Origin of the sequence: Budvicia aquatica DSM 5075 = ATCC 35567 (assembly GCF_000427805.1) — a bacterium.
GTDB classification, from domain to species: domain Bacteria; phylum Pseudomonadota; class Gammaproteobacteria; order Enterobacterales; family Enterobacteriaceae; genus Budvicia; species Budvicia aquatica.
The window spans coordinates 1-20,184 of the sequence record NZ_ATYS01000016.1 but is presented as its reverse complement, the minus strand read 5'-3'; the positions used below and the strand labels follow the sequence as shown (position 1 = coordinate 20,184).

Annotated in this window: 22 protein-coding genes; 11 read left to right on the top strand and 11 right to left on the bottom strand. The window is 42.2% G+C overall.

Annotated elements, in window-relative coordinates:
- Position 1 precedes the first annotated feature (1 nt).
- Together YWE_RS0107530 and YWE_RS0107525 are read right to left on the bottom strand one after the other, a co-directional pair.
- Positions 2–922 carry a phosphatidate cytidylyltransferase gene (locus YWE_RS0107530; RefSeq protein WP_029093974.1) on the bottom strand — a complete coding sequence of 307 codons (921 nt, stop codon included), beginning with the start codon at positions 920–922 and terminating at the stop codon, positions 2–4.
- 18 nt (positions 923–940) lie between these two features.
- Positions 941–1,540 carry a CDP-alcohol phosphatidyltransferase family protein gene (locus YWE_RS0107525; RefSeq protein ID WP_029093973.1) on the bottom strand — a complete coding sequence of 200 codons (600 nt, stop codon included), beginning with the start codon at positions 1,538–1,540 and terminating at the stop codon, positions 941–943.
- A 295-nt stretch (positions 1,541–1,835) separates the two neighbouring features.
- Here YWE_RS0107525 and YWE_RS0107520 point away from each other — a divergent pair, with 295 nt between their 5' ends.
- From YWE_RS0107520 to prfH, 3 genes are all read left to right on the top strand, one after another.
- Positions 1,836–2,483: a YiiX family permuted papain-like enzyme gene (locus tag YWE_RS0107520; RefSeq protein WP_084167024.1), complete on the top strand. Its 648-nt coding sequence runs from the start codon at positions 1,836–1,838 to the stop codon at positions 2,481–2,483.
- A 214-nt stretch (positions 2,484–2,697) separates the two neighbouring features.
- Positions 2,698–3,837, top strand: coding sequence for an RNA ligase RtcB family protein (locus tag YWE_RS0107515; RefSeq protein ID WP_029093971.1), 1,140 nt, complete (start codon positions 2,698–2,700; stop codon positions 3,835–3,837).
- Entirely contained in the window at positions 3,834–4,448 is a 615-nt protein-coding gene (gene prfH, locus YWE_RS0107510) for a peptide chain release factor H (RefSeq protein WP_029093970.1), read from the top strand. Before YWE_RS0107515 ends, prfH begins: the two co-directional genes overlap by 4 nt.
- A gap of 163 nt (positions 4,449–4,611) precedes the next feature.
- Here the strand turns inward: prfH and YWE_RS26880 are convergent, their stop codons facing one another.
- The 5 genes from YWE_RS26880 to leuE all read right to left on the bottom strand — a co-directional run bounded on the left by YWE_RS26880 (position 4,612) and on the right by leuE (position 8,501).
- Entirely contained in the window at positions 4,612–4,926 is a 315-nt protein-coding gene (locus tag YWE_RS26880) for a DUF5339 family protein (RefSeq protein ID WP_051323245.1), read from the bottom strand.
- A gap of 164 nt (positions 4,927–5,090) precedes the next feature.
- Positions 5,091–5,798 (bottom strand): deoxyribonuclease I, encoded by a 708-nt coding sequence (gene endA, locus YWE_RS0107500; RefSeq protein WP_029093969.1) that lies wholly within the window; start codon positions 5,796–5,798, stop codon positions 5,091–5,093.
- A gap of 794 nt (positions 5,799–6,592) precedes the next feature.
- Positions 6,593–6,814 (bottom strand): YceK/YidQ family lipoprotein, encoded by a 222-nt coding sequence (locus YWE_RS0107495; protein WP_029093968.1) that lies wholly within the window; start codon positions 6,812–6,814, stop codon positions 6,593–6,595.
- Positions 6,815–7,253: 439 nt separating this feature from the next.
- Positions 7,254–7,616 carry a hypothetical protein gene (locus YWE_RS0107485; RefSeq protein WP_029093967.1) on the bottom strand — a complete coding sequence of 121 codons (363 nt, stop codon included), beginning with the start codon at positions 7,614–7,616 and terminating at the stop codon, positions 7,254–7,256.
- Positions 7,617–7,859: 243 nt separating this feature from the next.
- On the bottom strand, positions 7,860–8,501 hold the full coding sequence (gene leuE / locus YWE_RS0107480; RefSeq protein WP_029093966.1) for a leucine efflux protein LeuE: 642 nt from the start codon (positions 8,499–8,501) through the stop codon (positions 7,860–7,862).
- A 447-nt stretch (positions 8,502–8,948) separates the two neighbouring features.
- Here leuE and copC point away from each other — a divergent pair, with 447 nt between their 5' ends.
- The 5 genes from copC to YWE_RS0107450 all read left to right on the top strand — a co-directional run bounded on the left by copC (position 8,949) and on the right by YWE_RS0107450 (position 14,964).
- Complete coding sequence (gene copC / locus YWE_RS0107475) at positions 8,949–9,338, top strand: copper homeostasis periplasmic binding protein CopC (protein WP_029093965.1); 390 nt, start codon at positions 8,949–8,951, stop codon at positions 9,336–9,338.
- Positions 9,339–9,341: 3 nt separating this feature from the next.
- Positions 9,342–10,223 (top strand): copper homeostasis membrane protein CopD, encoded by an 882-nt coding sequence (gene copD / locus YWE_RS0107470; RefSeq protein WP_029093964.1) that lies wholly within the window; start codon positions 9,342–9,344, stop codon positions 10,221–10,223.
- A 123-nt stretch (positions 10,224–10,346) separates the two neighbouring features.
- Positions 10,347–13,172 (top strand): xanthine dehydrogenase family protein molybdopterin-binding subunit, encoded by a 2,826-nt coding sequence (locus YWE_RS26875; protein ID WP_051323244.1) that lies wholly within the window; start codon positions 10,347–10,349, stop codon positions 13,170–13,172.
- Positions 13,169–13,720: a (2Fe-2S)-binding protein gene (locus tag YWE_RS0107455; RefSeq protein WP_029093963.1), complete on the top strand. Its 552-nt coding sequence runs from the start codon at positions 13,169–13,171 to the stop codon at positions 13,718–13,720. The genes YWE_RS26875 and YWE_RS0107455 overlap by 4 nt, the downstream gene beginning before the upstream one ends.
- Complete coding sequence (locus YWE_RS0107450) at positions 13,717–14,964, top strand: c-type cytochrome (protein WP_029093962.1); 1,248 nt, start codon at positions 13,717–13,719, stop codon at positions 14,962–14,964. Before YWE_RS0107455 ends, YWE_RS0107450 begins: the two co-directional genes overlap by 4 nt.
- Before the next feature lie 345 nt (positions 14,965–15,309).
- Here YWE_RS0107450 and YWE_RS0107445 read toward each other — a convergent pair whose 3' ends face one another.
- The 3 genes from YWE_RS0107445 to YWE_RS0107435 form a co-directional block, all read right to left on the bottom strand.
- Positions 15,310–15,492: a hypothetical protein gene (locus YWE_RS0107445; RefSeq protein WP_029093961.1), complete on the bottom strand. Its 183-nt coding sequence runs from the start codon at positions 15,490–15,492 to the stop codon at positions 15,310–15,312.
- A gap of 114 nt (positions 15,493–15,606) precedes the next feature.
- Positions 15,607–16,260 (bottom strand): DNA oxidative demethylase AlkB, encoded by a 654-nt coding sequence (gene alkB, locus YWE_RS0107440; protein ID WP_029093960.1) that lies wholly within the window; start codon positions 16,258–16,260, stop codon positions 15,607–15,609.
- A 140-nt stretch (positions 16,261–16,400) separates the two neighbouring features.
- A complete protein-coding gene (locus YWE_RS0107435) occupies positions 16,401–16,937 on the bottom strand; it encodes a hypothetical protein (RefSeq protein ID WP_029093959.1) in 537 nt (178 codons plus the stop codon).
- A gap of 1,149 nt (positions 16,938–18,086) precedes the next feature.
- On the opposite strand from YWE_RS0107435, the gene YWE_RS31645 reads away from it, so the two are divergent.
- Both YWE_RS31645 and YWE_RS0107425 read left to right on the top strand, forming a co-directional pair.
- Positions 18,087–18,215, top strand: a complete 129-nt coding sequence (locus tag YWE_RS31645) for a hypothetical protein (protein WP_255324451.1) — start codon at positions 18,087–18,089, stop codon at positions 18,213–18,215.
- Positions 18,216–18,487: 272 nt separating this feature from the next.
- Positions 18,488–18,721 (top strand): hypothetical protein, encoded by a 234-nt coding sequence (locus tag YWE_RS0107425; protein ID WP_029093958.1) that lies wholly within the window; start codon positions 18,488–18,490, stop codon positions 18,719–18,721.
- An 81-nt stretch (positions 18,722–18,802) separates the two neighbouring features.
- Here YWE_RS0107425 and YWE_RS31870 read toward each other — a convergent pair whose 3' ends face one another.
- Positions 18,803–18,967, bottom strand: a complete 165-nt coding sequence (locus tag YWE_RS31870; protein ID WP_218046365.1) for a YnfU family zinc-binding protein — start codon at positions 18,965–18,967, stop codon at positions 18,803–18,805.
- Between the two features lie 432 nt (positions 18,968–19,399).
- Between YWE_RS31870 and YWE_RS31380 the strand changes: the two genes are divergently transcribed.
- Entirely contained in the window at positions 19,400–19,906 is a 507-nt protein-coding gene (locus YWE_RS31380; protein ID WP_029093957.1) for a hypothetical protein, read from the top strand.
- Positions 19,907–20,184 lie beyond the last annotated feature (278 nt).

Genomic DNA, 20,184 nt, shown 5'->3' with positions numbered 1-20,184 from the left:
GTTAATAATGCAGGTAGTAAAGAAAATGGAAAAATAACGGTGCGGTATAAATAAGTGAATCCAGTCGGTCGAGAATTCCACCGTGTCCGGGAAGTAATTTACCGGAATCTTTAACGCCGATATCTCGTTTCACGGCCGACATCACAACATCACCAATAAATCCGCTAACGCCGATCAATAACCCGGCAAAAATGGACTCGCCGGCCGTTAACGGCGTCAGGAAGCTCCCTAAGACCCAGGCAAAAAACATGGTCGTCACAACGCCGCCAACCAATCCTTCAAGCGTCTTATTCGGGCTGACTTTAGGAATAACTTTAATCCGGCCAAACGACTTACCCCATAAATATTGGGCTATATCATTACTTTCCGTTAATGCCACTAAGAAAATAACTAACAGCGGCCCGGTTTCAGGCGCTGAATCAGGCAATACGGTTAAATAGGCTACGTGGCTAATAGCAAAAACGGTTGTCATCACCCCCCAGTGCAACACCGAAGCGGAGTGCAAAAAGTCTTTATTATTACCAATCAATACCATACGCATTGGTAAAAATAAGAAAACGTAGACCGGAATAAATACCAAGAACATGCCGTACCATTCTGTACCAATCCAAAAATATTGAATCGGAATGGCAATATACGCCCACAGCAATGGCATATTGTCAGAACGCCGGGTTGGGATCAGGGTTAAATACTCTTTGAGCGCTAAAAAACTGATAATGGCAAAAATAGTCAAAGAAATAACGCGTGGCGTTGAGATTGCCAATGAAAAGACAATAACAATCCACCACCACGTGGTTATCCGCTGACGAAGCTCAGTCCAGTCTTTCTGCGGAGAACGCCGAGACAGCACGGCGATCGTCACACTAGCGACAATCAATAAGCCAAACAGAATCAGCAGCGCACGAACTAATATCGGACTCATTCAACGACTCCCTGATTATCAACGAACTTCAGCCAACGCCCGACGGCAACGATTGAAACAGGTCCATATTAATAAAACCGACACCAGTGAAAACAGTACCCAGCTCCATTCCTGCAACATTGGCCAAATAAATATGGCTAAGCCGTATGCACCAAAGACTAACGCCCTGTCACTTTTTCCCATCGGGCCATCATACCGACGAGATGCACCAATAGTCTGAGCCAGTACGCCACAAAATTCAGTTAGCGCCGATAAAAATACCGCCAGCACAACCAGCCAGGGCATAGCGCCGGGTAGCAAAGCAAAAGGAAGATAAAGCGCGGCATCAGACAGCACATCCCCGGTTTCATTAAGCAGTGCGCCTAATTTAGACTGTTGGTTATACTCTCGCGCCAACAGGCCATCGATAGCATTCAATGCCATACGGATAAACAGAAAGATGGGCAGTATCAGAAACAGTGAAGAGAAAGGAAAAACGGCCAGCACGATACCAATAACGATCGAAGAGCCTAAGGCAGCTAAGGTAACCTGATTAGCGGTAACACCAGCCCGATATAAACGATTCAATAAAGGTCTCAGTAATGCCTGAAACCGAGGTTTTAAATCATATAGAGTCATAAAATCCCTATGTCACTCTAAAAAATACCTACACATATATAAAGAGCCACGCTACAGCAGCCTATTTATCTAAGCAACAAAAAAACCGCACTGGCCCAATTTAAGTGCCGTTAAATTGTAACATTTCGCTGCGTATTGATAGAAAGTTGCGCTACTTCACAAACTAATCGCATTCTCCCAAGATAGCGCCTTCGGCGCTAGGTTTAAAACGCCATAAGAAATCAATAGACTTCACACATACTTCACCTGAGTTCGGTAAAACTAACACATCACTTGCCTGATAAATAAAATTCTAATGACTACGATTAAAAAATACCGCCTTACCCATAGAACAGCACTGCTTATCAGTTCGATTTTCATTGCCATGTTAACCCTATTCACTATCCCTAAGAGTCACAGTGATAATTATGCGCCTCAGCAAGGCGATATTATCTTTCAAACATCCCGCTCATCTCAAAGTCAGGCAATACAGCAGGCAACCGATTCGGTGTATAGTCATATGGGTATTATTTTAATAAAAAATAATAAACCTTATGTTTTTGAAGCCTCTAATAAGGTGAAATATACTGAAATTAAAAATTGGATAGATCGCGGCGTTGATGGAAAATATGTCATAAAAAGAGTTAAAACGTCGCTAACAGATGAGCAAAAAAATACATTATTTAATACCGCTCAAAGCTATCTTAATAAACCTTATGACTTAACTTTTGAATGGTCAGACAGCCGCCAATATTGCTCTGAGCTGGTGTGGAAAATCTATTCCAATGCGATAGGTATACAGATTGGTCAATTACAAAAACTCAAACAGTTTAATTTGAGCTCTCCGGCGGTGAAGGCAAAATTAACTGAACGATATGGCGCATTTGTTCCGCTAAATGAAACGGTGATTTCACCGAAAGCAATATTTGAGTCTCCACTATTAGTGACCGTAAAACAAAACTAAAAACAGGGATTGCTATTTATTTATGGCGGGTCTATTATGCGCCGGTTTTTCATTTAAACCCTGTTTCTTATTCACTGGCAAAGGAGGTATATCATGCAACACACTAAACTTAATACCCTTTGCAGGCGTATCCAGGGTTAACCCTTCCCGTTATTCCCCCTGGCTTCGGCCTGCCAATTCGATTTAATTTTTTCTCCAATATATGGATTGGTATATGGGCAATTTTATACGTCCTTTATCTGAGTGCGTTTCATTAATCGCGTCAGATGACACCTGGATCGAAGGTAATGCGATCCAACAATTACACACTACGGCCACACTGCCTGATATGACCTATGTCGCAGGTATGCCTGACCTACATCCCGGCAGAGGTTATCCTATCGGGGCGGCTTTCTTTTCGGTTAATCGTTTTTATCCTGCGCTGGTTGGCAATGACATCGGCTGTGGAATGAGCCTATGGCAAACCGATATTAGTGCGATTAGGCCTAATATGGATAAGCTGGAAAAACGCCTGAAGAATATGGCTGACTTTGCAACTCAGGAGTGGCTGGCCGACAATCTGCCAGCGCAAACGCCGGAAAATAGTTTTAATTACTCTTTAGGTTCTATTGGCGGCGGTAACCATTTTGCTGAGCTACAGCAAATTGATCAAGCCTTCGATGTTAAGGCAATTGAGCAACTCGGTCTCAACACCAAGGCCTTACTATTACTGGCACATAGCGGTTCCCGCGGACTTGGTCAGGCAATTTTACGCCATCATGTCGATCGCTTTAGTCATGCCGGTTTAGTTGAAAACAGTCAAGAGAGTGATGAATACATCCGTCAGCATAATCAAGCCTTACGATTTGCCGAACTAAATCGCAAACTAATTGCAGAACGTATGCTCCAGCAGCTAAAAGCCGATGGATCTCCCCTTCTGGATATCAACCATAACTTAGTTGAGCCATATGAAGTCAAAGGTCTTAACGGTTGGCTACATCGAAAAGGTGCGACGCCGTCCGACCGAGGCGCGGTTATTATTCCCGGTTCCAGAGGTGACTATAGCTATTTGGTGATGCCACAGCCATCCGACAGCAGCTTATATTCTCTGGCCCACGGAGCCGGCAGAAAATGGATGCGTTCAGAGTGTAAAGATCGGCTATCTACACGTTTTAGTCCCGTTCAACTTAGCCGAACGGCCATGGGCAGCAGGGTAATTTGTCAGGACCGCCAGCTGATTTATGAGGAAGCGCCGGAGGCTTACAAGCCTATTAGCAGTGTTATTGACAGTATGGTTGGTGCTGGCTTAATCACGCTATTAGCGCGGTTAAAACCCGTGTTAACCTATAAAACCAGCGGGGAGAAAAGCGAATGATTTTGCTACAACTCTCTTCTGCTCAAGGACCGGATGAGTGCTGCCTGGCCGTCAGTAAGGCATTACACCAACTGATAAAAGAAGCAAATACCTGCAGCGTTGAGATTAATCGCTTGGAATCTGAATCAGGCCGACAGTCAGGTACCCTGCGTTCGGTTTTAGTCTCTCTGGATGGCATAGCTGCTGAACGGCTTGCTCAACGTTGGTGTGGCTCACTGCTCTGGATATGCAGCAGCCCCTATCGACCTAATCATGCACGTAAAAACTGGTTTATCGGTATTGCTCGTTTTACTCAAAGCGACCCCGATCTGGAAAGTAAAATTCATTTTGAAGCATTACGTTCCTCCGGACCCGGCGGGCAGCACGTCAATAAAACCGACTCGGCGATTCGTGCAACCCATATAGCAACCGGAATTAGTGTGAAGGTGCAGACAGAGCGCAGTCAACACGCCAATAAAAAGTTAGCTATATTATTAATCGCTCATAGGTTAGAGCAGCTACAGCAACAGGTCAGCGCTGAACTTAAGGCGGAACGAAGAATGTTTCACCATCAAATCGAACGGGGAAACCCAAACCTGACGTTTATAGGAACAGCGTTTAAACCGAAATAGCTTTACCAAAACGGGGCAACACTCCTGCCCCGTTATCAATAAGATAACAGAACAAATATCGATTAAGAATAAGCGAAGATTAATGATAGAAGGGAGTAGCTTGATAAATATCGTGATAACAAATCACGCCGTAATAGTAACTATTACGGCGTAATAACCAATATTAGCAGCCTAGCTGAGTTAATGTTGGTTTGAAGGCATCCATAGCAGCTTTACAGCTCGCTTTCAGCGCTTCTTTATCACTGACTTGTTTCCAAGATTCAGTTGCAGCATCCATCTGAGTTTTAAACTGATCGGCCATGGCTTTATTATCTTTGCTCAGCTTAGTCACGCAGGTATTTACAGTAGTGACATACTCATTACATTCTGCTGGCAGGCCGTTATCAGCAGCTGCGGCTGGTTCTTTTTCGCCACAGGCACTTAAAGCAAATACAGATAATGCAATTGCAGCAGAAAGCATAATACGAGTAGATTTCATTAGTTCATTTCCTTGAAAGTTAAATACCATTAAAATTGAACAATACTTTTGTTCGGCGAAATGATACCACTAACTATTCTTAATTAGTAGATTGGTAATATCTAAACAATGTAAGAAATAAACAGCATGTCATCTGAAGTTAAACATAATAAATTACCTGGATATTATTGCAGACAATAGTGGCTTACATAAGAATTGTCATTTCCCTGAACCTTTAATATTCTACGGTTCCTTTCACATTCCCATGATGTCACCGGGTAACGCTGGTTCCATATGTCAAAGAGTTGGGTTTGCTGCTTAGATAGCCTTAAATTATAACGATCTCTCATATAGAAATAGGTACGGGCAATGGCCCCCCTTGCTCGCTCGGGTGGTTCGGCTAACTTACCTTTAAAGTCAATTTTCATCCGGCACTGCCCGTATTGCGTTGCAGGCCCGTTCCATTGGCTAAACTGAAAATTAGAGCGGTCATCATTAATTTCACCAATTGCAGGCTGCAGATTATGCAAATCCGTTTCCATAAGGTTAAAAACGGGGTCTTTAGTACAATTTTTACGCCCCCCTTTTTGCCAGCACTGACGCTGATGGCCAAACATCCATGCAGGTACTACGTGTTCCCATTCTATTCGTTGGGCGCGGTTAGGATTTTTTCGTATTTCATACTGACACGCTTTCAAATCAGGCACGCCTTTCATCCCCTGCCATTGAATCGGGCAACCACAGTAAAAGGTTTGGCTTGTATCTTTATGAATATTTACCGCCAACGCTTTTGCCTTACTAAAACTAATTACCTTATTAAATTCAGAAGCCTGTGTTGCCAATGAAAAAATCGAACAAAAAACAACCAAAACCACAGTAAAATTGCGCGTCATATCACTAAAATTTGAAAAACCTTCCATAAAAAACGCAGAATATCGGATAGCCGTCACACAAACAACCAATCATTGGCATTTTAGTAGTAAAACTACCATTTTGTTCTTCACAAACAATAAAATAAGGATAAGAATAAAGGGACGTAAAAACCAGCAATAAACCACTAAATGAGTATATTTACAACAACATTTAATATAGTAGACATTAATTCCAAAAACATTTATTTATCGATCTTTAAATTTTAAAAATCTTTCTCTGATAGCAAAAAATAGACACATATAACAAACCATTTACAATAAGTACTCTTAATATCAACCGATATTTAAATACTAAATAACCGACCATAGTGAAGTGTACTAAAGGTCATATGAAACAAATAATAACTTATGGTATAAATCTATTAAATTAACAAGTTTATCGAGGTGGCTATGTCTCCTAAATTTACATTCTACTGCTCAAAATGTGGTAGTGAATCATTTCGAGCCGATCACCAAGTTACTACGCTCAATGATATTCAAGGAGCGATATGTTCGTGCTGTTACAAACCGGTAGCTATTAGTGATATCACCGAGCAGAAGATAAGGCGTATCCAGTTGATTATAGAAAGAAAAATAACTTCAGATACCTCATTAGCGTAATAAGAAAACATTGACACGCAATCTATTTGGGAATGTAAAAATTACCCAACACCACAATTTTATTCTACAACCCCTTGATAAAAAAGTGCATCTAAGCATAAATTCCTAAAAATGAAAACACAGATTTAAATATCAGACGCTTATCTAAATATCGATTATAAATTGTTTGTACCAATACGTATTGCATCAACTGGCAGCATTACAGTGTCAAAAACAAAAGAGAATGGCACATCAAAATAATAGAAACCTCCATAGCCACTTCTGGCCTTTTCCATTGAATACTTTACCCCCGGGTAATAGACCTCACTGTTTCCCCCTTCAAAGCGACTGGCAAAACTGCCACATGCCGTAAGGATGGAAACAATCATCATCAACATCAATGCTCTAGTACACATATTCATCAACTCTCTTAATATTGGATATAAAAACACCAACCAGCCCGTAGATAAGTAAAAATCAACTATCACAATCGTATCAACGGCCGATTAATTTAACATCAGATAATCTGTTAATTATCATTATAATCGCCGGTGCCGTTTCCTTCATGGGTTACGCCTAACCATTTCAGCACCGTTAATTGATTATCACTAGGTTTATTTTGATAACCGCTCACACAGTAATACTTCAATCTAATGGAATCCTAGCGTCGCTGATATTAACCAGGCCAATACTGACAGTCTCACAGACTCACTGTGTGATATGGTTAAGAACAGGAGTGTATAGTATGACGGGAAAGCGTTAATAATTATGGCCTGAAGAGTACTTTTAGACTTAATTAATACTCTTCAGCTAACAGTGACAGGTATAAATACGGCCTTAGTAACAATCAACCAGTTCGCCGGTGACTTCCAGAACGCACATATCTCGTTGGTTGTTGATCCGGTAACATCCGCTGTCATCACACCATTTCTCTCGGGTATAGCTTGCTCCGTCTTGGCTTATCTGCCCACGACTACCGCGGCCAGAATGATACCGATCGGAACCTGAGCGTACCGTTCCGGAACGAACGCGATAATTATTCCCCTCGCAGTCCGTTAATGACACTGAACGATTACCACTAACATCGGTATATTTTTCAGCACAAACCTGATAGCTCTCAGCCAAGCTGCTGGTCAACCCGAATGTTAAAGCTAGCCCTAGAGTAACGACTGATGCCAATACCGTTCTTTTCATACTCATGCTTATTCATTCCCTTTAAGTCAGTTCCCTGTGCAAACCACCGAGTATACTGTTTTTTATATCAATATTATTTGCTATCTTTAATACCGCTTAATATGCATAGCTACAATACTATTTTCAAAAACTTAACCATAAAACGTTACTGCCATCATAAAATGTAAGTTCTGCTCGTTATTTATCTGACCAATAACAGAATAAAAAAAACCACCCGAAGGTGGTTCCACTGGTCAAACAGTTAGTCCCCTATGAGCTGGTCATCGCTAACTTTAAACCAAAAGCTAAAAACAGAGTGCCTATACAGCCGTTAGATAGTCTGGCCAGACCATAGCGTTGTCTTAACATTGAGGCCAGAGTCGCCCCGCTAAAAATCAGCACCGATAAATAGAGCATGCTAAACGCTTCTAATATGCTACCTAAAATAAAGAACGGTACCGCCGTATTGGGATAATCAGGACTAACAAACTGCACAAAAAAGGAGACGTAAAAAATGATGGTCTTAGGATTAGTTAAGCTCAGAAGCAATGCCTTTCTGAATGTATGATCCTTCGCAACTTTAATTTCTTCAGCAGTCTTACGGCCTTTTTCAATCAAGCTCGAATATAAGATACGGCTGCCAAGATAAAACAGATATGCGGCACCGGCATATTTTATAACCGAGAAAAACATCGGGGAGGTTCGGACCAGAGAAGCTACACCGACATAAGCAAGAAAGATTAACGTCGCATCACCAAGAAAAACCCCCAGAGAAGCTTTATAGCCCTCCTTTACCCCATGTTTAGCACTGCTGGTTAGTACAAAAATAGAGTTCGGGCCAGGAATCAAGGTGATGAAAATAACACCGATAACGTAAGTCCAGAGATTGATAACACCTAAATTTTCAAGCATTGCCGCATCCGCTCCGACAAACAAAAACTTATCCGGAAAATCAATATTATTGACGCCCGGCCGCTTTATTATGATTATTTATTCGATTCAGGTTAACTCTGAATTATTTTACAGACAAATAACCTAACATCAAGCCAATCAATTAGAATTTAAAACCAATAAAATGCACTTTAACTAAAATTAAAAATCGCAATAAACCTATAAATAAAGAATTAAATATCAATAAAATATCTTTTCCAGATTAAATCGAGATATTTGTCACTATAAAAAATAATTTTCAACCGATATGCCGCAAAAGAACGGGGAAAAAAACAAACACAGCAATGCTATGCTGCCGATCAAAATCCTCGATCTCAATTTAATGAGAATAGTTATCAGTTATGTACAATATTCACCGAGAATGTTAATATTTTGATCCATAATCACTATCGTCTTCAGGATATAAAAATGGCAGCTCAACGACTACATCAAGCATTCCGCGCCCTCTCTTTTACACTGGTTATGATTCTTGGTTTTTCATCAGCATCCGTATTGGCTCACGCCCATCTTAAACAGCAGTCACCTGAAGCGGAGGCCACTCTGACAAAGGCACCGTCTGAAATTGCGCTTAAGTTTTCTGAGGGGATCGAACTTAAATTCAGCAAAATTAAGTTATCGGGTGCAGATAATTCAGCGGTTGAAACTGGCACATTATTATTAGATGCCAATGATAATACCCGTATTATTGCGCCTTTAAATGGTGACCTTCCACCGGGAAAATATAACGTTAACTGGAACGTGGTATCGATAGACGGGCACAAAACTAAAGGCAACTATAGTTTTACCGTTAAGCCCTGATAAATGAGCCTTACAGTCCTATTTATTCTAGGCCGGCTATTCCATTTCAGCGCAGTGATACTGATGTTTGGCATCAGTATCTTTATCGTATTTCTAACACCCCAACAGTTGAAAACAGCCCTTGGCTCTCGGCTAAATAACGGCCTGAACTATGCAATTATCGCCAACTTACTGACTGCGGCGATAATAGTTTCAGTCCAAGGCGGGCTAATGGGGGAAGGCTGGGTTGATGTTATTGATTTTGCAACAATCGCGGCGGTACTAGAAACCACCTTCGGTAAGGTGTGGTTGTGGCAATTACTTTTTAGCGTGTTATCTGCGCTCTGTCTTTTTATCTCCCCTTCTCTGCGTTTTAAGCTGATAGCCGGATTGTCCGCAGCACTGCTGATTAATCTCGGCTTTGTTGGTCATGTAACCATAAGTACCGGGTTACTTGGTGTGGTACACCCCATTAACCATGCCATTCATTTACTGAGCGGTGGTTATTGGCTTGGCACCCTGGTGCCGCTATTAATGTGTTTACGATACCTGTCAGACCCAACCAAGCGAAAATATGCTATCTCTGCGATGATAAAATTTTCAAATTTCGGCCATATTGCGGTCCTGTTAGTCATTATCAGCGGAATAATAAATACCGCCATTATCCTCGGTTCCTTCCCTGTGCATTGGTCATCCCCTTATCAACGCTTTCTGGGGATTAAAATTTTTCTGGTCATAATTATGATCGGAATAGCGCTCTATAATCGCTATATTCTTGTGCCGAGAATACGACCGGGTGTCACTAATACTTTGCGTTGTTTTACCGCCTGCACTTTGCTAGAAATTATCGCTGGCGCAATCGTACTCTCGCTGGTGAGCTTTTTTGCTACCCTCTCTCCAACTTAATTCTGATACTCATACTTAATATTGCGTCACGTTAATTTTTCATTAATGTTAATTTTATGTACATTAATGTTAATAAGCGCATAATTATCAAAAAAACCGATATCTTTATAGAAGGATTTTTTGATGAGCAATTTCAACCCCTCACGCCGTCAGTTTTTAAAGATGGCCGTTATAGCCGGAGTGACTGTTTATCTGGCTCCTCTTTATAGCCGTGCCTATGCCGCGCTGTTTGAAAATAAGATCCTACAATCGCCCAATTGGGATCCTCATGACAAGCGAATTCGGTTTCGTATCGATGCTCAGTCTAAAGTCATGGGAAAGAAGGTTTTTGCCCGTGATATTCGAGCTAAAGATTTACCCTATTGGCCGCAGCAACAGGCTCATGCATTTGTTTTACGCGTTACCCAGGCCGATAGCCTGTTTGACGGCATCGATCTCTCATTATTAGGTGATGACTTACAGCCCGATCGGTTAGTCACCGCAGAAGATCTGATCAGAGATGGCTTAGCCTTCCCCGAATTTTATGGCCCTGACATGTTATTGCCAAGCGGGAAAACGCCAGCCTACTTAGGTCAGGCAGTGGCTATATTGATTTATCATGACTTCGCACGCTTTCGTTTCGCCAAAGATAAACTTAAATTCCATAATGAAGTTGTTCGTTATGGAAAAAGAACCGGTCCGCTAGAGCGAGATCCCTGGGGAAGCTTCCGCTATGTGCGCGTTGGTGGAGCAACACCTAATGACGATGACATATTTTCTAGCCTTAAAGACAGCCCAATCTTCCCGATGGCAACTAAAAAACATCTGCCCGTATGGCCCGTTGGTCAAGAAGGTGGCGCGCTTGATGCACAAGGAATGTTTTATGCCGCAAATATTGCTGACCAGCTACAAAATGCTCCGCAGGATTGGTTTGTTCTATCGCGTCGTTATACCACTCAATCCATCGATACTGCCGCATTAGAACCCGATAATGCGAACGGCTGGTACGACGCCGGCACCCAAAGCCTTCATTTGGTTATTCCGACACAGTCTCCTCAGGAAGTGGCAGAGAATCTACCTAAAATGCTTAGCCAGAGCCTGCCTACGGTAAAAAACGTTTTCTTACATCCTTGTTATACCGTCGGATATGGTTCCAAAGACCACTTTAACTTCCCATATTATGGTGCAGTTGCCGCCCTTTATGGTGACGGATTCCCCGTTCGACTGGCGAATGACCGATTTGAGCAATTTCAGACTTCGCTAAAGCGTCATGCCTTTGACATGGATTACACCATTGCCGTCGATCGCCAATCGGGCTTATTTAAAACCATGCGCGCAGAAATGGTGTGCAACGGCGGCGGACGCAGTAACTTTACGCCGTCAGTCGCCATGGTTGGAGCTACAGCAGCCCAATCCATCTACTATTTCCCTAATAGCGATTTATCTTCCGTCGGTATCGCATCCAGAGCCATAGATGCAGGTTCCGCACGCGGCTATGGCACATTACAGAGTATGGCTGCCACGGAAATGATGGTGGATGAAATCGCAGCAGAACTCAAACTCGACCCGATAGAGTTACGCCTGCGCAACGTGCTTAAATCCGGTATGAAAAATACTCAGGGTGCCATTCCTGCCGGAGCAATTCGTGCAGATGAAGTTCTGAATAAGGCCGCCGTTCATCCTATCTGGCTTAAGCGCCAACAAAATAAACACGAGTATGAACAAAAACATCCCGGCAAACGCTACGGGGTAGGCTTTGGCTGCGTACAAAAGGACTTTGGTACCGGAGCTGAAACCTCTTTTGCCCGCGTCGAATTGAGTGAAAGCGGCAAAATTACGCTGTATCACAGTGGGGCAGAAATGGGCACCGGTATGTCGACATCTCAGTCGGTTATCTGTGCGCAATGGCTGGGAAAGCCGGCTGATGAAGCACATTTTTCGGTAACTGACTGGTCGTCACTACCGGTAGAAACCAGCGGCGACCCTTATATCATGTCGCAGCAAGAGCAGGATACATTACAGAAAAATCCGCGCTGGTCCCCTTCCTATTGTTCACCATCCAGCGCCAGTAATTCAGCCTATTATTTTTCGCATAGTACCCGTGAAGCCGCCCGTTTAATCTTTGAACACAGCATCTGGCCTGCGGCAATGGCTATATGGCAGTCGGGAATTGGCGGTGGCCAAGCCGCGCCTTATATTGTGCGCAAAGAGGACGCCCGATGGGTAGACGGAGGGTTAACCGCCAATGGTATGCAAATCCTCAGCCTGGATATTCTGGCTCAAAAAGCCTACCAAATGGGCAATATTACCGGCGCAGTTGTCCACGTATTTAACCGTTGGCAGTGGGCTGAAGCCGATTTTAGTATCAATAATCAAAGCGTTCACCTCCCGATTGATGGCTTATCTATTCGCCACGCCAATGGACAATTTACGCCTCTCGATCGTCAACAGGTTTTCTACCCGCCGACTCAACGAAATAATGCCGCAGTGACGTATTACAGCGCAGTGGGCACGCTGGCTGAAATTGCTATTGATATCGCTACCGGTCAGGTCGAATTACTCAACCATCACTCCATCATGGAGTGCGGTAACTTGATTGTACCTGAGCTGGTTTCAGGTCAGCTTCAGGGTGGATTGGCGATGGGAATCGGTCATGCTTTACATGAATATTTGCCGCTATATGAAGACGGTCCGGGCAACGGAACCTGGAACTTCAACCGCTATCATATGCCAAGAGCCAGTGATGTTGCGGTTTGGAAGCAGACCGGCGATATCCTTCCCGCGCTATCAGAAACCGATCCACCAAAAGGTATGGCTGAAGTAGTTATGATTCCTGTCGTAGCCGCTCTGGTAAATGCTATTGCACATGCAACAGGTTATCGCTTCCGCGATTTGCCTGTACGTGCCGAAAATATTCGTGAAGTGCTCTCTATTCATGGAAAGCCGTCTATTCATGAGGAACAATTATGAGTCTTAAAACTAGCCCGATAACCCTGACTGTCAACGGAAAACAATATGGCCCGCTAGATGTTCCGGAAGGGTTAATGATGATTGATTTCCTTCATGAGTACTTAGATCTGACAGGCTGTCGCCTGGGATGCGGCCAAGGTATTTGTTATGCCTGCGTCGCAATTATCGATCACGATAACGGCGTCAGTGAGGAAGTCAGAACCTGTATCACCGGAGCCCATTTCTTCAATGGTAAGAAGGTCCGTACCGTTGAAGGCATGGCAAAAGTCAATGAACAAAATCAGGTAGTAGAACTGTCACCGATTCAACAAGCCTTTATGGAGCACTATAGTTTTCAATGCGGCTATTGCACTCCCGGTTTCGTTAATGCCGCAACGTTATTTATTGAACGTCTACAGAAAAACCCTATTTTACCGGAGGAGCTGGAACAGGCGATATCTCAAGCTCTGGAAAATCATATCTGTCGTTGTACTGGCTATGTTCGCTACTATGAAGCCGTTAAAGACGTCGTATTGAAGACCCCTGGATTAATTAAGGAGGCGGTATAATGAAACGCTTCTTTCTTGGCATTATTGTTATCGCGATTATCGCCATAGCCCTGCTCTGGTGGCGTGAAAATCGAACTTATGACGGGCCAGTCCAAACGGTGAAAGCCAATGCTGAACAAATCACTCGAGGTTATTACTTAACCAAAGCCGCCGACTGCGAAGCCTGTCATACCGCCGCTGGAGGAGCACCATTGGCCGGAGGGGTACCACTAGATACCCCATTTGGTACGCTATATGGAACCAATATTACGCCAGATCCTGATGCGGGTATTGGTCGCTGGACCAGTGATGACTTTTATAATGCATTAACTAAAGGTATCGCCCCCGGTGGTCGACATCTTTATCCGGCGATGCCCTATACCTCGTTTAAAGAGATAACACGCCAAGATTCTGATGATATGTATGCCTACCTAATGACGCGAACCCCGGTGAATCAATCACCGCCCGAAAATAAACTTCCTTTCCCATACAATCAAAGAATGGCGCTTATTGGTTGGAATCTACTATTTTTGGATGACCAACCGATCAAAGCCAGCTCTGAAGGTAATTCAGACCTATGGCATAGGGGCCGTTACCTAAGCAATGCACTGGGTCACTGCGGCGAATGCCACACTCCCAGAGGTGTGCTTGGTCAAGTTGAAAGCGATAATCCAATGGCGGGGGGAAATCTTGGGCGTTTTATTGCACCTGATATTACCCCTGATAGTTTGGCCGCCCGAGGCTGGACAACGACCACAATGAATCAGTTTTTATCAACGGGCATTACCGATAAAGCAACCGCGTTCAGTGAAATGCATACCGTTATTGATTTAAGCACCCGCTTTTTGACCAAGGAAGATGCATTAGCCCTGACAACCTATCTGATGGGAGATAAGGCACCAGAGCCAGCGAAGATGACTGCAACACAGGGTAACAATAACGGACGGCTTACCTATTTAAATCAATGTGCCGGATGCCACTCCCTCGACGGTGAAGGTAAGCCGCACGTTGCCGTGGCCATGGATGGAAATACAACGCTTCGCCAGCCTGATGCACGCAACCTGGTTGTATCAATTCTGGACGGACTTCCGGCCCAAAACTTTCCTAATAATGAAAGCATGCAAAGTATGCCTGGATTCAGCCATAGGCTCAGTAATAAAGAGATAGCAGATCTGGTTAACTACTTACGCGCAACCTGGGGCGGGCAGCCTGAAGATATTACCGAAAAGCACGTAGAAGAATTACGCCAACAGCCTGATCATTAACGATAGTTTGGTTGAGCTATACGAAAAAGCCATCTTAATGATGGCTTTTCAGACTAATGACAAAGTGATCTAATTTGATTTCAGTGCAAATTTCGTCCGCATAATCATTATTGGAATATTTATTTTTTCTATCGGCCGAAGGGCGAGGTTTTGAGCTTTGAGGGCTCCGGGCCTACCTTTCCTAGGGGCCCTCCGGCAACTAAAGTTGCTACGACCCCAACGGAAAGCTCTCCCTACGTTTAAGTTTTTTAACACCTAAATTTTAGTATTTGAGGTTTGTCAGCAATCTGAAAAGCCATCTTAATGATGGCTTTTTTACATCCTAAAATAACTCGGACAATAGATTTAAAAGTTACGGAAAATAGCAATCGCAATATAGATTAGCGAAGCGCAGATACTGATAAACGATGCCGTTAAAAATACCGGAAAAAAGGCGACAGGTTTATTGATCAGCTTAGAGACAAAGCGCACCAACAGTGCCACAACGGCAGGAAAAATAAGAAATAACAATAAAGGTAAACCGGCCATTGGTAACAGACTCCCGCAATGAAAATGATAAAACAGTCTTCTGCTGCCTGCTCTATCTAATTGACTATAAATAAGCTATTCAGTCGTATTATAGAAGAAGGAAATTTAAATATGTTAACCGGATTGGCGAAACGTCATATTAATACGATAAGGTCCGGTTAGCCGATGATCTCCGTCTTTAACAGGTAATATCCCATGGTAAACTAAGCGGGAATCTCCCCCCCAAACCACCACATCACCATGAGTCAAGAGAGCTTTTTTCAGCGTATCAGACCTAAGCATTCCCCCGAACTGAAAAATAGCGGGTAGTCCAAATGATAAAGAAACGATTGGTTGTGCAAAATCAGTCTCATCCTTGTCCTGATGCAAAGACATTTTAGCACCAACGGCATAGCGATTAATCAAACAAACGTCCGGCTGAAATTGGTCAAAGCCCCCTTCCCGCGCGGCATTAATCGCCAACTGATAAAAAGTATTTGGCATTTCCGGCCAGCAGTTTTGGGTTATCGGATCTCTGTCAGTATAGCGGTAGCCCCGTCGGTCTGTAACCCAACCATAGTTCCCGCAGTTAGTCATTGCTACTGACATATCATACCCGCCGGGCGTAGTCATATGACGAAATGGAGAACGAGCCGAAATCAAAGCCATCTGTTCCAATATCAAAGCGGCATCTGCATAGGCGAAAGCGCGCAAAAGTACGGCTCCGGGAGCCAGATGCTCCTTGCCCAAAGGCGGCAGTTCCTGATTCTCAAACAGGTCGAATGTCATGATTATGGCTCATACACAAATATCGAAGGGATGTTACTAAGATAAAACAAATATGGCTAGCCGGTTAATAAGTCACTTGTGCAAGAGTAGCTATACCCGTCATATTGCAAGTTGCTATACGACGGGTATGTCTTAATAAATTACTTATTTTTTGCTGCCGGTACCGCCACATCCATACCATAAATGCGCAACGTAGCCGGTGCATCCTCAACTTTTGCAAAAACATAACGCGCTTTCACTGCTGCATTATCAGGGATCGTAATATCAGATTCACCGGGTAGCAGCGGGGTTTTTAATACTGAAGCAAAACCGGCTACATCAAGCAGTACTAATGATTTAGCCTCATTCAAATTGCTCAAACGTACGGCTTTATCTGAGTTGTTACGTAAGGCCAGCGTAACTTCATACTCTTCATCAGCCACTTTTGTTACTGATAATACGGACACTGCAATAAATTTATTCAGTTCTTCTTTATCAGTAACGATCACAGCGCCATCAACGCTAACACCCGTTTTTCGACCATCATCAACGCCATCTTTAACACCGCTAAGTGCATCTTTTCCGGCAGAAATAACTCCCGTAACAACACTTTTAACACTCTCTTTCATAACGGTCGCATCTTCCGCCATAGCAGGAAAAACCATGACTAATGTTAATGCTAAGATTGTTTTTTTCACGCAATTATCCTTTGTTATTCAATATCCATATCAACACGATATTCGTATTTAACCATAAAAAACGCTAATCCATTAAATAATTGGCTAACAGGCTATTTATAGGATATTGGCAGGCAAGTTCACCAGCGCTGGTTAAGGCTCTCTGACTAGTTTTTACAGCTATGGCATGCAAGATGATAACTTCAGGTTACAACATTGTTACTCATTGATTGAAAAAACAGTTAAAAAAACCAAACAAACATGAGCCGAATCAAACTTCAAATAACTTATAAAAATAACCCAATACAAATAATAACTAAAGATTATTATTGAGTGTAATACCTCAAGGTTAACAGAGAAAACTATGATGGAAAAGATCAAACAAACTACCGCACTCACGCTATTTTGCACGGTGTTTTACTTAGTCGCTGACTGGATGGAATGGGTTCGCTAGCGCGTTATCAGAGCAAGTTGCTTGAAAGTAAAAAGAAAAAGCCCCGATGTGTGTCAGGGCGAAGTGAGCAATTTAACAGTTAATAAATTAAGCTATCGGTGAGGATTTACTTAATCGCTATATAATTTATTAAATAACGATTAAGCCGTCAATTGTTTATTTTCATTTACAGGCGATCGTCTGTATAAAATGCATCTGTATGATTAAATGTCCATCTCGTCTATTTTAATTTACATCCTTAATAAACCTGGTTTTTTGCGCCTCTTGACCTAATTTTTTTTGTGACTAAAATCACACTCATTGGTTGAGTTTGTGATATTTATCACATTAAACATAAGAGGAGAATCTGTTATGAAAACTGTCAAATCCCTGTTTTCTCGTTTTAATACTCTGGTAAACGAGTTATCAAAGCCTACATTCTTTAATGTTTGAGGCTTAAATAAAACGCTGGCTTACATGTCGGCGTTTTATTTATTAGAACTCATATAAAGCAAATGATTATCCGTTTTACTGCAGCCCAATAGCGGCGTTAAACGCTTTGTTAAAAATCATTATTCACCTAACACATTAATCCCAGTAATAAGAAATACAATTTTAGCCCGGGTTTAGGTATGCTAGCCGCCATGGCAATCATAGCCAGCTACCACAACATCTAACCGATGTATCAATCAAATTGGGCATGGTGGCAAGTACCTTACTTAACAAGGAAATATACGATGAAATTATCAAAAATGACCATTGCGGCAATAATTTTAGCTCTCTTATTCTGGGGTTATGACGAGTTTAAACCGTATTTTTCTGGTGAATCTAAACCGCCGGTCTCTACTGACGTTCCGCAAAAATAATCACCCCCGTCAAAGCCTGCCTGCCAATTAGCCATACTCTAAAAATGCCTGTCACCCGGTTCAACGCGCTGTTGAACTTTGGGTATGATTTTTCAATAAAAACAAATAAAATCAAATAATTAAAAAATAAATCAAACTAAACCATGAAATATAGGAAAGCATTCTTAATAGTCACAGCCTATTTCAGCAATAGATAAAATCGATCCATAGCAATGATTTCGTACTGTAGAATTAGATAGGAACAAATCGGATGGCTAGCAATGGAATGTTAAATGAAAATAAAACCTTTCGATTTATCTGTCATTGTAGTTATCATCGTAGCAACTGTTGCAACCTGTTTATTAGCATTTGAACTATTAAAAAACCCGACGCATGAACAGAGCAAATGCTATTCCGAACACGCCTCTAATCAAATAAATTCAACTAACTCTCAAAAAAACGCTCAATCGTACATGTCTTATATTATCAATAAAATTGAGAATGATGGTTGCAAGAAATCAGGATAAGAATAGCTAAACAACAATCAATATCGCGTTAATTCTAGTCACAAATTACTCCGGTCAACGTAAAGCCTGTCTCGCCATTTTCTATTCCTTTTGAATAACAAATAGCGCTCTGCAATGTGGACAAATTAAGACTAAGTTTTGTGAAATTTTCGTTGTTAGCTGATTTGATGTTTCATGACAGACAGGACACGTAACGTTTGATAGTCGCCCTTTTAGCTTCTCCATAATTAATTTGAAATAAGACATATTACCCAACCTCATTCAGTGAGTGAGCCCTATAGTAGCATTGATTGGCTGTAGATTATCTTAGAGGTTGCCGGCAAAAAATAATATTCACGCTAAAGAGATAAAATAGGCTAATCCACAGTCTTTCTAATGATAATGACTGTCTTATAATAATTATTAATTAGCCCATTCATCATTCATATGTAATTGTATGCCAAGCAGGTTTACATATCACTGCATATAATAAAAAATCAACTATACCAAGATGCTATCCCTGCAACCGCGCAGGGATTTTTTTATGCTATCGAATGGGTTTTCAAGCCAGTCGCGCGTTCGAAGCATAAAAAAAACGCCTTTAGCCTATTCTTAACCTTTAGCTATACCTAAATCAAAATCTCTTCTAGACTTCACTTAACTCATCAGGATGATAAATCAGGTAAATGGACAGCAACCGTGGAATCAACAAAGTTATACGTCCCTTGGATTTTCACTATTTTCTTTCATATCGTGATCGGTCCGCTACTTCTTCTGTTTTTAAGCTGTATGTTAGCGGCCTTTCCCAGCATCATTGACGGCTTCAGTGGTTTTCTAGGTATGATATTATTTATCGTTCCTTTTATTGCCGCGATGGCCTTGGGGTTAATTCCGTTTACTCTGCTTGGTATCGCCAGCGGGCTATTAATGCGTTTAGCGGTAAATAGATATGTATCCATTTTTGTTATCGCCATATTGGCTGCAATACTCGGATATATCAGTTCGATAATTTCAGGTAATGACCGTCCATTTTTAGTCGGGCCGGCAATGGTATCAGCCATATTGTGTTATGTGATAAGCAGTCGCCATCAAAAACGGTCACCTAAGTATTCAGCAAATAATCACCGTTCCGAAAAGAACCAACCAACCAACCAACCAACCAACCGGGAAATGAACCGATACACCAACACCACGATTTATAAATAAAAAACTACCCGAAGGTGGTGTAATGCCGATCAGTTAAGGGCCGTCAATAAACTTAAGCCAATGATTCGCCTGGTTATCACGGAACCATTACCCTCGTCACCCCGTTGAAAAACCTGTCTCTTATACACAAGTCCCCGACCTATTCGTTGGGGATTTTTTTGAACTTTTTCTCTGTCTGTTGATCTTTCTTTATATTTCCTCTCATTCTTGATTTTAAAATGTTACTTTCTGACTGCTATTCATGGGCTAAACAGGTTTTCGGGCTGGCCAAACTTGGC

Coding starts and splice junctions, on each gene's coding strand:
- endA (WP_029093969.1), bottom strand. CDS start 5,798: ATGACGCGCAATTTTACTGTGGTTTTGGTTGTTTTTTGTTCGATTTTT.
- YWE_RS0107425 (WP_029093958.1), top strand. CDS start 18,488: ATGAAAATAAAACCTTTCGATTTATCTGTCATTGTAGTTATCATCGTA.
- YWE_RS0107530 (WP_029093974.1), bottom strand. CDS start 922: ATGAGTCCGATATTAGTTCGTGCGCTGCTGATTCTGTTTGGCTTATTG.
- copC (WP_029093965.1), top strand. CDS start 8,949: ATGGCAGCTCAACGACTACATCAAGCATTCCGCGCCCTCTCTTTTACA.
- YWE_RS0107515 (WP_029093971.1), top strand. CDS start 2,698: ATGGGCAATTTTATACGTCCTTTATCTGAGTGCGTTTCATTAATCGCG.
- YWE_RS0107485 (WP_029093967.1), bottom strand. CDS start 7,616: ATGAGTATGAAAAGAACGGTATTGGCATCAGTCGTTACTCTAGGGCTA.
- leuE (WP_029093966.1), bottom strand. CDS start 8,501: ATGCTTGAAAATTTAGGTGTTATCAATCTCTGGACTTACGTTATCGGT.
- YWE_RS0107495 (WP_029093968.1), bottom strand. CDS start 6,814: ATGTTGATGATGATTGTTTCCATCCTTACGGCATGTGGCAGTTTTGCC.
- YWE_RS0107520 (WP_084167024.1), top strand. CDS start 1,836: ATGACTACGATTAAAAAATACCGCCTTACCCATAGAACAGCACTGCTT.
- alkB (WP_029093960.1), bottom strand. CDS start 16,260: ATGACATTCGACCTGTTTGAGAATCAGGAACTGCCGCCTTTGGGCAAG.
- copD (WP_029093964.1), top strand. CDS start 9,342: ATGAGCCTTACAGTCCTATTTATTCTAGGCCGGCTATTCCATTTCAGC.
- YWE_RS31645 (WP_255324451.1), top strand. CDS start 18,087: ATGAAATTATCAAAAATGACCATTGCGGCAATAATTTTAGCTCTCTTA.
- YWE_RS0107445 (WP_029093961.1), bottom strand. CDS start 15,492: ATGGCCGGTTTACCTTTATTGTTATTTCTTATTTTTCCTGCCGTTGTG.
- YWE_RS31870 (WP_218046365.1), bottom strand. CDS start 18,967: ATGTCTTATTTCAAATTAATTATGGAGAAGCTAAAAGGGCGACTATCA.
- YWE_RS0107525 (WP_029093973.1), bottom strand. CDS start 1,540: ATGACTCTATATGATTTAAAACCTCGGTTTCAGGCATTACTGAGACCT.
- prfH (WP_029093970.1), top strand. CDS start 3,834: ATGATTTTGCTACAACTCTCTTCTGCTCAAGGACCGGATGAGTGCTGC.
- YWE_RS26875 (WP_051323244.1), top strand. CDS start 10,347: ATGAGCAATTTCAACCCCTCACGCCGTCAGTTTTTAAAGATGGCCGTT.
- YWE_RS0107455 (WP_029093963.1), top strand. CDS start 13,169: ATGAGTCTTAAAACTAGCCCGATAACCCTGACTGTCAACGGAAAACAA.
- YWE_RS26880 (WP_051323245.1), bottom strand. CDS start 4,926: ATGAAATCTACTCGTATTATGCTTTCTGCTGCAATTGCATTATCTGTA.